At 47.8% G+C, this 12,748-nt stretch carries 15 protein-coding genes and 1 tRNA gene; 6 read left to right on the top strand and 10 right to left on the bottom strand.

What is annotated here, in order from left to right:
• Window positions 1–3: 3 nt before the first annotated feature.
• The 10 genes from ACVWXD_RS00645 to ACVWXD_RS00690 all read right to left on the bottom strand — a co-directional run bounded on the left by ACVWXD_RS00645 (window position 4) and on the right by ACVWXD_RS00690 (window position 6,561).
• Window positions 4–393 carry a hypothetical protein gene (locus ACVWXD_RS00645; protein ID WP_457370584.1) on the bottom strand — a complete coding sequence of 130 codons (390 nt, stop codon included), beginning with the start codon at window positions 391–393 and terminating at the stop codon, window positions 4–6.
• Complete coding sequence (locus ACVWXD_RS00650) at window positions 390–602, bottom strand: hypothetical protein (RefSeq protein ID WP_457370585.1); 213 nt, start codon at window positions 600–602, stop codon at window positions 390–392. The genes ACVWXD_RS00645 and ACVWXD_RS00650 overlap by 4 nt, the downstream gene beginning before the upstream one ends.
• 136 nt (window positions 603–738) lie before the next feature.
• Window positions 739–1,674, bottom strand: a complete 936-nt coding sequence (locus tag ACVWXD_RS00655; RefSeq protein WP_457370586.1) for a hypothetical protein — start codon at window positions 1,672–1,674, stop codon at window positions 739–741.
• 823 nt (window positions 1,675–2,497) lie between these two features.
• Entirely contained in the window at window positions 2,498–3,043 is a 546-nt protein-coding gene (locus ACVWXD_RS00660; protein WP_457370587.1) for a hypothetical protein, read from the bottom strand.
• 159 nt (window positions 3,044–3,202) lie between these two features.
• Complete coding sequence (locus ACVWXD_RS00665; RefSeq protein WP_457370588.1) at window positions 3,203–3,784, bottom strand: hypothetical protein; 582 nt, start codon at window positions 3,782–3,784, stop codon at window positions 3,203–3,205.
• Window positions 3,785–3,848: 64 nt separating this feature from the next.
• On the bottom strand, window positions 3,849–4,178 hold the full coding sequence (locus tag ACVWXD_RS00670) for a hypothetical protein (protein ID WP_457370589.1): 330 nt from the start codon (window positions 4,176–4,178) through the stop codon (window positions 3,849–3,851).
• 209 nt (window positions 4,179–4,387) lie between these two features.
• The gene (locus ACVWXD_RS00675) at window positions 4,388–4,987 is read right to left on the bottom strand and encodes a DUF4326 domain-containing protein (protein WP_457370590.1); all 600 of its coding nucleotides are present in this window, start codon (window positions 4,985–4,987) and stop codon (window positions 4,388–4,390) included.
• The gene (locus tag ACVWXD_RS00680; RefSeq protein ID WP_457370591.1) at window positions 4,984–5,427 is read right to left on the bottom strand and encodes a DUF488 domain-containing protein; all 444 of its coding nucleotides are present in this window, start codon (window positions 5,425–5,427) and stop codon (window positions 4,984–4,986) included. Before ACVWXD_RS00680 ends, ACVWXD_RS00675 begins: the two co-directional genes overlap by 4 nt.
• 7 nt (window positions 5,428–5,434) lie before the next feature.
• Entirely contained in the window at window positions 5,435–6,142 is a 708-nt protein-coding gene (locus tag ACVWXD_RS00685; protein WP_457370592.1) for a dual OB domain-containing protein, read from the bottom strand.
• A 334-nt stretch (window positions 6,143–6,476) separates the two neighbouring features.
• Window positions 6,477–6,561 (bottom strand) — tRNA-Leu (locus ACVWXD_RS00690).
• A gap of 108 nt (window positions 6,562–6,669) precedes the next feature.
• Here ACVWXD_RS00690 and queA point away from each other — a divergent pair.
• From queA to ACVWXD_RS00720, 6 genes are all read left to right on the top strand, one after another.
• Window positions 6,670–7,719, top strand: coding sequence for a tRNA preQ1(34) S-adenosylmethionine ribosyltransferase-isomerase QueA (gene queA, locus ACVWXD_RS00695; protein WP_401384734.1), 1,050 nt, complete (start codon window positions 6,670–6,672; stop codon window positions 7,717–7,719).
• A gap of 5 nt (window positions 7,720–7,724) precedes the next feature.
• Window positions 7,725–8,840, top strand: a complete 1,116-nt coding sequence (tgt, locus tag ACVWXD_RS00700) for a tRNA guanosine(34) transglycosylase Tgt (protein WP_003175976.1) — start codon at window positions 7,725–7,727, stop codon at window positions 8,838–8,840.
• Window positions 8,841–8,883: 43 nt separating this feature from the next.
• On the top strand, window positions 8,884–9,222 hold the full coding sequence (gene yajC / locus ACVWXD_RS00705) for a preprotein translocase subunit YajC (RefSeq protein WP_003175975.1): 339 nt from the start codon (window positions 8,884–8,886) through the stop codon (window positions 9,220–9,222).
• 62 nt (window positions 9,223–9,284) lie between these two features.
• Complete coding sequence (gene secD / locus ACVWXD_RS00710) at window positions 9,285–11,153, top strand: protein translocase subunit SecD (RefSeq protein WP_032890673.1); 1,869 nt, start codon at window positions 9,285–9,287, stop codon at window positions 11,151–11,153.
• Between the two features lie 9 nt (window positions 11,154–11,162).
• Window positions 11,163–12,077 (top strand): protein translocase subunit SecF, encoded by a 915-nt coding sequence (gene secF, locus ACVWXD_RS00715; protein WP_032890676.1) that lies wholly within the window; start codon window positions 11,163–11,165, stop codon window positions 12,075–12,077.
• A 124-nt stretch (window positions 12,078–12,201) separates the two neighbouring features.
• Window positions 12,202–12,744 carry a glycine zipper 2TM domain-containing protein gene (locus ACVWXD_RS00720; protein WP_032890678.1) on the top strand — a complete coding sequence of 181 codons (543 nt, stop codon included), beginning with the start codon at window positions 12,202–12,204 and terminating at the stop codon, window positions 12,742–12,744.
• Window positions 12,745–12,748: the final 4 nt, after the last annotated feature.

Consider the following 12,748-nt stretch of genomic DNA (forward strand, 5'->3'; position numbering starts at 1 on the left):
CTCTTAGTGATTATCTTTTTTGTTTTTCAAGCTGTTTTGTTGCTTATCTTGAATCTTCCACCTTTTCTTCATCTCACCTAACTCTTTCAGAGCAGTTTCTATGTCAAGCTCATTAACGAGATTTAGACCCTGTGATTGACCTCTACCTTTGCCCGCACTAGCAGCTATGACTTGAGTCGTTGCTGTGACACTCAGAGCGTCTTTTATCACCCTTTTGCAGATAGCTATCACTGCGTCAGGGTCTGATCTTTCTGGATCTGTAGATAACCCCATTAACTGTCTTGTGAGCGAATCATTGCAGTTTTTATCAGTTACATTAGCGACGTATGATTTTGCCGTATTAATGGCTGCTAGTACGTCGGTAGGTGAATATTTACTTTTCTTTTTGCTCATTTTCTATTAGCTCCTTTTTTAAATTTTTCAGCTTTGTACGCTATTAGTCCAATTTCTCTGTATCCAACATTTTCGTAATTCTGTAGATACTCATCAATCATCGACTCAACAAGTTTGCTCATCGAAAAATTTTCAATGCTAGAAACACGTCTAAATTTGATGAGCGTTCTACTACCTATCGAAAAGTGTGCTCTGTGTTTGTTGTCCATTTGATCCCTCCTGTATTTATACTCTTACATACAAAAAACTATTTTCAAGAGCGAATCAAAAATAAATAGACATTAACTGCGTTTTAGGTGGGCACAAAAAGCCGCAATTAAGCGGCTGATCTGTAACTCTTAGTAATTAGAATGGTAGTTCGTCTTCTTCAGAGTCAAAACTGAAGCAACTCGTGTCTAGCCAAGCCGACTCATCACTATTCACTTCAACTTCATTAGTAACAATCGGAGTAGCAATTAACTCACCCTCTGTAGTTGATGCTTTATCAGCATCTGTCAAAGGAGCTAATTGAATAGTAAATTTCTCTAACCTTTTTCCATTTTTGATTTCTTTAGCGAAAACTATCAACTCATGCTTAAGTAATTCCTTATGAGCCTTTCTAATGCTTCTGTTTATTTCTTTTTGCTGCGTTTCTTTGCATTGCAAACGGTAAATCAAATCTTCTATCTTGAATGTATTTACTTTCTTAAAGTTATTCGACTTGTAAAACAGATACAAAGCTCTAGCAAAGGCAGAGTTCAACTCGTTAAATTTTTTGACTTTAAGATTAAAAATCAGATCATGATCGGCCTCATAGAAAACTCTCAATCCACGCGAAACTGTTACGGAAAGCCCGCCATCAATTTCTATTACATCACCCACAAAGCCTAATAGATATTCTCTGCCGCCCTTATTAAACTGCATAGAAAACTGCTTAAGCTTTTCATAAGATTTAATTGTTTTTGCTCGATATGCAGGAAAGTTGTTCGGTGAAACGTTTAGAAATTTAAAAAGCTTTGAATACTCGATAAATAGTTGATTGTTATCTTCTGCTATAACGGCCGTTTGTATCAAGAATAATAAAATATTGAAATCGAAATCCAACGAAAGAAGGGGAGTTTTTATTCTAACGTTTTTGTATTGGAAAATATCTCGTGCCTCAATATCAAGATAAAAGTCTTCCGTGTGCTTATTCGTAGCATTAAAGATTGGCAAACTCATAAATGATTTAGCTAATGAGATATAGTCATCTCTGATGAAGATTTTTTTTGCGGTGACTTTTCTTATATTAAATTCGCTCATGCTATCCTTTATTTGTTGTTACTTATACAAATACATGATATTAGGAGGAAGTCAATAGCTTCAATTCTTTGAGCAATACACTAAATACAAAAAGCTTGATCGGTTTTCTTAGTCAGCTACACCAACAGTTATTATTCAGCTACACCAAGTGTTATTACTCAACTACACCATAGACGTCTGTGGGCCTAGATTTGTATGGCCTGTAGCTAACCTAAAGGGTTTTTTAAAGGGTTATTAAAGGGAGAGCGGTCGATTATCATCGACTTATGCTGAGAAGGGCGAGCTAAGGCGAGCAGATCCGAAGATGAATCAATACCCCTTAAACAGCCTTAAGCACATGGTTTAATCTACTTCTTATAGCTATACATGCCTACCTACGTCTTAAATAAAACGCCCAAGACACGGCCCTGATTGAAACGTATAACGGAATTAGCCAAACTAGTGAGCGATTTGGAAATGCTCAAAAAATTAAAATACTAAAAGTAATAATATGGCTGTTTTTTGACGTTGTTTGCTTTGCTGTGTAGAGCAATACAGCCATTCGATTTAAGTCTTAAAAAATGAAGATTTCAGATTGCAGCCGAAAATCTCATATACTTTTTTCTGAGCAAAGCTATAGAGATTTTTGAGATTTCTAAATTTTGCCGCGTTAGTTTTTGGCTTAAAAACGACATAAAATCTTGTCAATAGCTAGGGCGAAATATAATTATGGTTGTACGCTAAGCAGCTATTAACGTTGGATGCTATTTAGCTACACTTTTATCAGCCACTATTTACACGGATGCAGAGCCTCCGCATAAATAGTGCCTTGAAGTAATAATGATCAGAATATCAAATCATTTTCTTCCGCCGTTTTGCCGCTCTTATTTCCTTTACCTGACGGTGTTTCAGTAAAGAACTTATCCACTTTGTTAAAAGTGAACTTAGGTCGATCAGGATAAGCTAAATAATAAAGACTCATCGTATCTGAGCTACTGTTGTATTTGATATGAATCTGCTTGTCCGGCTCTTTCCAGCCATAAATTTCTACGAAATCTAAGAAATTACTCTGTCTTGCGTACCCTACATACTCGTCAACTTTCGTACCATAGTAAAATTTCTTAACATTGACGAAAATACCATTTACGAAAGTATCGCTATTCCAATTACTTTTCATATCGGTTTCTTGACTGATTACATAGCCCATCCCATCTTCTTTATGCTCCCACCGAAACCCTTCAGTCTTTTTGAGCAAACCAAGAATTTGAGCTTTGTAAGGTGCACTGTCACGCTTCGGATCAAGTTTTAGAAGCTGATCATCAGCAGCGTAGCTGCACGTAGCGAACGATAGAGAGAGAAACGTAGCGAGAAGTGTTGGTAGTACACGCATTTCCTGGTCCTTGGACAGAGGGTGAAAACCAATGGTGACGTACTATATTTAGCGTAGCAACAGATATCCTTTAGGTAATCAATTTTTGAATTTAAACGCTTTCAAAAAAAAGGGCCGTTTTACGACCCCTTATATACAAATTATAGACATGTTGAATCGCTATTGTAGGGGATCACCCGTGCTTAACTGTCCACGACTATTCAAGTCATTGGCAAGCCATATACCTGCTTTTGTCATAAGTCCATATGTGGCCGCTGTAAAGCCTGCCTGAATATTATCTTTTGCTTTTAAAACCTTGCCGTCGACATGTACTTCAAGATCTTTAGTTGAACCTTCAAATCCATGTTTCGGCCCAACGTCAACTTTAAAAGCCTCAACCAGATCAAAGTATTTCAACATTTCAGACTGTTCAACTTTGTGCTCAAGATTATGGGCGAATTGATTTCTGATTTTATTCAAATGTTTCAAAGCTCTTCCAAGATTGGCAGGTAATCCACTAGCAATAGCCGTGGTTAGCCTTTCGTTGAAATGTCGTAATATTTCAGAGTTGCCTTTGCCAGTAGCAAAGAACTCAATATTTTCTGGCGAGATGCGTTCTTTTAAATAAACATTCAAAAAACGCTCGCAAATCAACTGCATTCTTAAAATACAGGCACCATCATCATTTTTGCCTAGTGCTTCATGGTATAGTTTTGGATCAATAAATTTGGCGAAGTCGTGATTCAGCTTAACGTAGGTCATATTTTTACTCGATAGATTAAAAAACATCTGCTCACTTAGCGGCGAGCAGATGAATTGATCGTTCTTATTCGATATTGTGCCCGAGCTTTTTGCTCAACAATTTGTAAAAATCTGACCTGCTGCGAGGATTGCTCAATTCAGAACAGCACTCGCTCAAAGCTAGCAATGCTTGACTTTCTGTTATTTTAAAATTGCTGACTAGCCGCTTTAATTTTTCGTCATAAATATATTGTAACTCGTTGTAATCACCACATTGACCACACGAAACAAGTGAGGCATCACGCTTACCTCCCCCTTTTGTATCTTCGTAATTGTATTGGTCATTAATATCCTTGATAGAGGTTGGGCTCTCTTTAAGGAGTTGGGCAAGAATTTCGCTGATTCTGGTAGACATGCTGGTCGTATCCCTTGACTGAATGATCAAATCTACATGGTGGCACATTGCTGTGATTTCAAGCCCTAATGCCGTTTCTTGTCGCGATTGCTCCCGGTCTGATCCCGGTGATGATACGACATCCAAAAAATCAAAGATAAAATACTACTGACTTGAACAAGTCGCCAGTAGACGATGAAACTAACCGCGTATGAGTATGCTCATAGAGTTCACTTTTCATCGTCTTGAGAGTTGAGATAGTTCGCGATTACATCACCATGGCAAGCTGCTGGCTTGCAGTGGCAACCAAGTGTCTTACCTCTGAGCTTTTCAATATTTTCATCAAATTTTTCAGGTAACTTCAAAAAACGCTTTTCGAAATCATAGGCAAACTTGGCTATAACTTCGTCGCGAGTGCCTTCTTTACCCATTTGGTAAGGGTTACCCCACAAGGTTCCCCTGCCGATGTAAACATCATAACTGTCACCGTTATCTTTATTAGACACTTTGGTGATTTTCAAATTTATAATTCTTGTGGGTATTTCTTTTTCTCGCAATTGATTATCGAGTATAAAGAAACAATTCCTTTCTTCATCTTGAAAAAGAATAGCGTGTGTGACTTCCTTCAACGCTTCTTTATCTGAGCCAAACGGAACTGCATGCAATCCCTTGGACTGTGAATATTTTTCGATAAAACTATTTTCATCGGACACGAAAATCAGCTCTGCCTTTTCAAGCGAGCTGATAATTTTATCGACTTTCCTTTCAAATTTTGAATATGAAAGGAAGTCAATAGGATATGCGATTAGAACTTTTGCGTCTTTGCTCATACTAAATCTTTAACAACTGCGTCAGATTGATCCCACGCTTGCTTGAGATAATTCGCAACCAGCCTTCTATGGCACTGATGCGGCTGATGCTCACTGCACAACAAGCATCCTTCATCAATAACTTCAGGCTTTACATGTTTCTCAATATTTCTCTTCGCCATAAGATTAAGAAATTTATCCTCATATTGCTGCCAAGAAATCTCTTTTTTCTGGTATGGCGATAAAATTTCCTTGGTAGGAGCTAAATCTGGAAGGTGTACATAATCAACATCACACAGTTCTTTTAGGAAATATTTTAAATCTTCTTTTTTTGCAAATCCTGCAAGCTGTGAAATATTATTGAGCCTCACGTCAACTATTCGCTTCGTGCCGCTGATCTTAATTAGACTGAAAAATCTTTCAGCCTTCTTCTCTGTAAATCCGATAGTATAAATTTTCATAGTGACCTTAGAAGATGCCCGCGATAACTTTGTAAGCAAAGCCCTGGCCCACAACGTAATTCGGCACGTTCGTATGAACCTCGCTTAAACTGATCGTTAGACCGGTGATCTTGTTTAGAGAATAGGTTCCAATTCCCTTTTTAAGGAAATAAGCCTCTGCTGGTATATCAGTCAAGCTGAGTGCGTAATTTATGCCGTTATAATCGAAGGTAGCCCGAACGCTAATTTTGTGATTATTCCACTGCTTGCCTTCAGCATCAACTTTAACCGAGACATCTCCATCAGGTTTAATAAAATACAGCGTTTGCCTAGCTTGTGTCAGCAATCGCTCAGGTACACGATCATTCACGCCGGACGTACTTTTGTAATTTGTTTCCCACAGACGTGCAGGTGTATCTATCAACTGGCTGAGATTTGCTTGAACGTAATCACCTTTTTTAACCCACTTCTGAGTGGCGTCGATGATGTAGTTTTCCTGCTGAAATACGTGCTGATGCTTTGCAGTATCCCAAATAGAAATTATATCCAATGCATTCACTGCCCCCCCAGCTTGGTAGGTGGCCTCATTCTCCGAGATCCCACGACTGGCTCTGTTGCTTACAGGTCTGTACCAGGTCCCGTCCGCAGGCCCGCCAATGAGTTTACCAGCGATACATCTTTCACCGTGTTTCTTAGAGTTTGCCAAGCACACAAATTCCCTTTGAGTAGCGACCATTTTCTCACCTAATCCATTGGGTGGCCGATTGCCACTCCAGAGGTGATATATGGTGCGGGATTTTTAGTCAATAACACCTTTTGATGAAACTGTATAACATAACATATCAAATGCTAAAAAGTAGCTTTCAGTTTTGAGAAACGCTTGTTGATTTCAAGAGGTCGCAGGGGGGGGCAAGCGGTGCAGAAGGGAGCCGTCTTTCCGGCTAAGTTCACATGCAAACGCACATTTTTTTGAGCGATTTTGCAAGAAAAGAGTAGAAATTTTGGATAAAAAAAAGGGTAGAAATTTCTTTCTACCCTTTCTCTAAGTCCTTGATTTACAAGGATTTATATGGTGCCCCGAGGGAGACTCGAACTCCCACTCCTTTCGAAAACGGATTTTGAATCCGCCGCGTCTACCAATTCCGCCATCAGGGCTCAATGGCGGCGAAGTATAGAGATGAGATTACCGTTGGTCAATCACGTTTCATGGTCTATTTTCACTATTTCCGCTAAACTTCCCGGCCCTGCTAGACGAACCCCATCATGCGCGTTTCTGACTTTACTTTTGAACTCCCTGATTCGCTGATCGCACGCCACCCTTTGGCCGAGCGTCGCGCCAGCCGACTGCTTACCCTGGAAGGGGTCAGCGGTGCCCTCGCACACCGTCAATTCACTGATTTGCTTGAGCATTTAAACCCAGGCGACTTAATGGTATTCAACAACACCCGCGTAATTCCTGCGCGGTTGTTTGGCCAAAAAGCCTCCGGCGGCAAGCTGGAAATTCTGGTGGAGCGCGTGCTGGACAGCTATCGCGTGCTAGCCCATGTGCGCTCCAGCAAATCACCGAAGCCGGGTTCGAGCATTCTGATCGAAGGCGGCGGCGAAGCCGAGATGGTGGCGCGCCATGATGCATTGTTCGAGCTCAAGTTCGCCGAAGAGGTTCTGCCTCTGCTGGAGCGCGTCGGCCATATGCCGCTGCCTCCCTATATCGACCGCCCTGATGAAGACTCGGACCGCGAGCGCTATCAGACGGTGTACTCCCAGCGCCTAGGCGCGGTTGCCGCGCCAACGGCCGGACTGCATTTCGACCAACCGCTGCTGGATGCTATTGCGGCCAAGGGCGTCCAGACGGCCTATGTGACCCTGCACGTGGGGGCCGGCACCTTTCAGCCGGTGCGTGTGGATAACATCGAAGACCACCATATGCACAGCGAGTGGCTGGAAGTCAGCCAGGAAGTTGTCGATGCGGTAGCTGCGTGCAAGGCTCGTGGCGGGCGTGTAGTCGCAGTGGGTACCACCAGCGTGCGCTCCTTGGAGAGCGCGGCGCGTGATGGTGTGCTCAAACCGTTCAGTGGCGACACCGATATATTTATCTTCCCAGGCCGGCCGTTCCACGTTGTCGATTGCCTGGTCACCAATTTCCATCTGCCGGAATCCACGCTCTTGATGCTGGTGTCGGCATTTGCCGGTTACCCGGAAACCATGGCGGCTTATCAAGCGGCCATCAATAAGGGGTACCGTTTTTTCAGCTACGGTGATGCGATGTTTATCACCCGTAACCCGGCGCCACGCGGCCCAGAGGAAACCTTATGAGTCGTATGTCGTTTGAATTATTGGCCACCGACGGCAAAGCCCGTCGCGGTCGCCTTACTTTCCCCCGCGGTACGGTAGAGACGCCGGCGTTCATGCCGGTTGGCACCTACGGCACCGTAAAGGGCATGCTGCCCCGTGACATCGTCGCCACCGGTGCCGAGATCATTCTTGGTAACACCTTCCACCTGTGGCTGCGTCCGGGCACGGAAGTGATCAAGAAGCACGGCGACCTGCACGATTTCATGAAGTGGCAAGGCCCAATCCTCACCGACTCCGGTGGTTTTCAGGTGTTCAGCCTGGGCGCCATGCGCAAGATCAAGGAAGAGGGCGTAACGTTCGCCTCGCCGGTGGATGGTTCTAAAGTATTCATGGGGCCGGAAGAGTCGATGCAGGTACAGCGTGACCTGGGTTCGGACATCGTGATGATTTTCGACGAGTGCACGCCTTACCCGGCCGATGAAGATGTCGCGAGAATCTCCATGGAGTTGTCGCTACGTTGGGCTCAGCGGTCGAAGAACGCCCACGGTGATAACACCGCTGCGCTGTTCGGTATCGTCCAGGGCGGTATGCATGAAAGCTTGCGTAAACGCTCGCTTGAAGGCCTCGACAAAATCGGGTTCGATGGCCTGGCCATCGGCGGTTTGTCGGTAGGCGAACCCAAACACGAGATGATCAAGGTGCTGGACTACTTGCCAGGCCTGATGCCCGCTGACAAACCTCGTTACCTTATGGGCGTTGGCAAACCGGAAGATCTCGTAGAGGGTGTGCGCCGCGGTGTGGACATGTTCGATTGCGTGATGCCAACCCGTAATGCCCGCAATGGGCATCTGTTCATCGATACAGGCGTGCTCAAGATCCGTAACGCGTTCCATCGCCATGATGATTCGCCGCTGGATCCCACCTGTGATTGCTACACCTGCCAGAACTTCTCCCGTGCTTATCTGCACCATCTGGACAAATGCGGGGAAATGCTGGGTAGCATGTTGAATACCATCCACAATTTGCGTCACTACCAAGTCCTGATGGCTGGTTTGCGCGAGGCTATTCAACAGGGTACATTGGCCGCCTTCGTCGATGCCTTCTATGCCAAGCGCGGGCTCCCTGTGCCGCCCTTGGACTGAGTTTTCCGACCCTAAGATTCACTATTTGCAACTGGAGTGCTAAATGAGCTTTTTTATCTCTAACGCCATGGCTGACGCCGCTGCGCCTGCTGCTGCCGGCCCTATGGGCGGTGGTTTCGAGTGGATTTTCCTGGTCGGCTTCCTGGTCATCTTCTACCTCATGATCTGGCGTCCACAGGCCAAGCGTGCCAAAGAGCAGAAAAACCTGCTGGGCAGCCTGCAGAAAGGTGACGAAGTTGTGACCACTGGCGGTATCGCCGGCAAGATCACCAAGGTTTCCGACGCTTTCGTGGTTCTGGAAGTCTCCGACACTGTAGAAATGAAGTTCCAGAAGGGCGCCATCGCCGCCACGCTGCCAAAAGGCACGCTCAAAGCGATCTAAGTAACAACCTTTACCAATCGACGGGGCGCGCAAGGCGCCCCGCGTTATAAGCGGGCGGCGTGATGCTGAACAAATACCCTCTGTGGAAATACGTACTGATCCTGGCGGTGCTGGCGATCGGTTTTATTTATTCCGCTCCCAATCTCTATCCTGATGATCCGGCGATCCAGATCACTGGCGCCAGCACTTCGTTGCAGGTCAATCAGGCTGACCTGGAACGCGCGAGCAAGGCTCTGAACGACGCGGGTATCCAAGTTAAAGCGGCAACATTGGCGGCTGGTGCGAAGGGCGGCTTGTTGCGCCTGACCAAGCAAGAAGACCAATTGCCGGCCAAAGACGTCGTGCGCAAGGCCATGGGTGACGACTACGTCGTTGCGCTGAACCTGGCACAGACCACGCCGCAATGGCTGCGCAGCATTGGCGCGCACCCGATGAAGTTGGGTCTGGACTTGTCCGGCGGTGTGCACTTCCTGCTGGAAGTCGACATGGACAAAGCCCTCGACGCACGCCTGAAAGTCTATGAGGGCGATGTGAAGAGCCTGCTGCGCAAAGAAAAGTTGCGTTATCGCAGCCTGCCGCAGCTCAACGGCGCCATCCAGTTGGGCTTCTCAGACGAAGCTTCCCGCGAACAGGCCCGTGCGCTGATCCGCAAGAACTTCAACGATTTTGACATCGTACCGGCTGACCTGAACGGTCAGGCCGTGCTGCGTCTTGCAATGAGCCCGGCCAAGATCGCCGAAATCCGCGAGTATTCCATCAAGCAGAACTTGACCACGGTACGTAACCGCGTCAACGAGCTGGGCGTGGCCGAGCCGATCGTTCAGCGCCAGGGCGCCAACCGCATTGTGGTTGAGCTGCCAGGCGTGCAGGACACCGCTGAAGCCAAGCGTATCCTGGGTAAAACTGCCAACCTGGAATTCCGTCTCGCAGCTGAGCCAGGCGCTTCCCGCGCGACTTCCGAGGAGTTCGAATTCCGTGAAGGCAATCGTCCGCCGGCGCAAATCGAGCGTGGTTTGATCATCACGGGTGATCAGGTGACCGACGCCAAGGCCGGGTTCGGCGAGCACGGCACACCTGAAGTTAACATTCGCCTGGATGGTCACGGCGGCGAACTGATGAGCCGCGCCACGCGCAGCAACGTCGGTCGCAGCATGGCGGTGATCTTCATTGAGCAGCGTCCTGTTACTACCTACACCAAGCAGATCGTCAACGGCGTCGAGAAAGACGTGCCGGTGCAGACCTTCAAGGAAGAGAAGAAGATCATCAGCCTGGCGACCATCCAGTCGCCGCTGGGTGCTCAGTTCCGTATCACTGGCCTGAACGGCCAGGGTGAATCCTCGGAGCTGGCACTGCTGCTGCGTGCTGGTGGCCTGGCGGCGCCGATGTACTTCGCTGAAGAGCGCACCATCGGCCCAAGCCTGGGTGCAGACAACATCACCAAAGGCGTGGACGCTGCACTGTGGGGCATGTTGTTCGTGTCGCTGTTCATCATCGCCATCTACCGCTTCTTCGGCATCATCGCTACCGTAGCCCTGGCGGGCAACATGGTGATGCTGCTGGCTTTGATGTCGCTGCTGGGCGCTACGCTGACCTTGCCGGGTATCGCCGGTATCGTACTCACCATGGGTATGGCGGTAGATGCCAACGTGCTGATCTTCTCGCGGATACGTGAAGAGATCGCCGCAGGCATGACTGTGCAGCGCGCAATCAACGAAGGCTTCGGCCGGGCATTTACCGCGATTCTCGACTCCAACCTGACCACATTGCTGGTTGGCGGGATTCTCTTTGCCATGGGCACCGGCCCTGTCAAAGGTTTTGCGGTGACCATGTCCCTCGGTATCTTTACCTCGATGTTCACGGCCATCATGGTGACCCGCGCAATGGTCAACCTGATCTTTGGCGGGCGTGACTTCAAGAAGTTGTGGATTTAAGGGGCTGCCATGTTACGTACAATCAACTTCATGGGCGTTCGCAACATTGCGTTCGGCGTCACTGTGCTCCTTACCGTTCTGGCGTTGTTCAGCTGGTTCCATAAGGGCCTGAACTACGGTTTGGATTTCACCGGGGGTACGCTCATTGAGCTGACCTACGAGAAGCCGGCCGACGTTACCTTAGTGCGCAACGAGCTGGTAAAGGCCGGTTATCACGAGGCCGTGGTGCAGAGCTTTGGTGCGACCACCGACCTGCTGGTGCGCATGCCAGGCGAAGATCCGCAACTGGGTCACCAAGTAGCCGAAGCCTTGCAAAAGGTTGGCGGCGACAATCCCGCGTCGGTCAAGCGCGTCGAGTTTGTCGGCCCGCAAGTAGGTGAAGAGCTGCGCGACCAAGGCGGCCTTGGCATGCTGATGGCACTCGTCGGCATCATGATTTACCTGGCTTTCCGCTTTCAGTGGAAGTTCGGTGTCGGTGCGATTGTGTCGCTGATCCACGACGTGATCGTGACCGTAGGTATTCTGGCGTACTTCCAGATAACCTTCGATCTGACCGTACTGGCGGCTGTGCTGGCGATTATTGGTTACTCGCTCAACGACACAATCGTGGTATTCGACCGGGTTCGTGAGAACTTCCGCGTATTGCGCAAGGCGACGTTGATCGAGAACATCAACATCTCCACCACTCAGACCCTGCTGCGTACCATGGCGACATCAATCTCCACTTTGCTGGCGATTGCTGCGCTGATGATCTTCGGCGGTGACAACTTGTGGGGCTTCTCCCTGGCGCTGTTTATCGGCGTTCTGGCGGGTACTTACTCGTCGATCTACATCGCCAACGTGGTGCTGATCTGGTTGAACCTCAACAGCGAAGACTTGATCCCTCCAGCCGCGACTGGCAAGGAGGTCGACGACCGCCCTTAATGAGCGCTTGTTGATCTGCTGTTACAAGAAAGGCACGAGTATTGAACTCGTGCCTTTTTTTTTGCTCCAAGGCTGGGTATAGCGCGGATCTTTCGGTCCGTTTGTGATGGTCAGGAGGTTCAACGTGAACAAGTCGTTACTGGTTGGTGCGGTATTGGGTGCTGTCGGTGTAACTGCCGGGGGTGCTGTCGCCACCTACAGCCTGGTAAAAAGCGGCCCTGAGTATGCGCAAGTGCTGGCGGTGCAGCCGGTAAAAACCCAGATCAAGACCCCTCGCGAAGTCTGTAAGGACGTCGCAGTTACTCGGCAGCGACCGGTGCAGGATCAACACCAGATCGCAGGTACCGTTGTGGGTGCATTGGCGGGTGGTTTGCTAGGTAATCAGATCGGTGGCGGTAACGGTAAGAAGCTAGCGACGGTAGCCGGTGCGGTCGGTGGTGGTTATGCCGGTAACAAGGTTCAAGAGGGTATGCAGAATCGCGATACCTACACCACCACACAAACGCGTTGTAACACCGTCAACGACATCAGCGACAAGGTAGTCGGCTATGACGTGCGTTACACCTTGGATGGTAAGGAAGGCTCGGTGCGGATGGATCGTGATCCGGGTGGCCAGATTCCGGTCGATAAAGAAGGTCGTTTAGTGTTGGGTCAAAACCAGCAATAATTTG

Source organism: Pseudomonas sp. TE3911 (genome assembly GCF_054062775.1).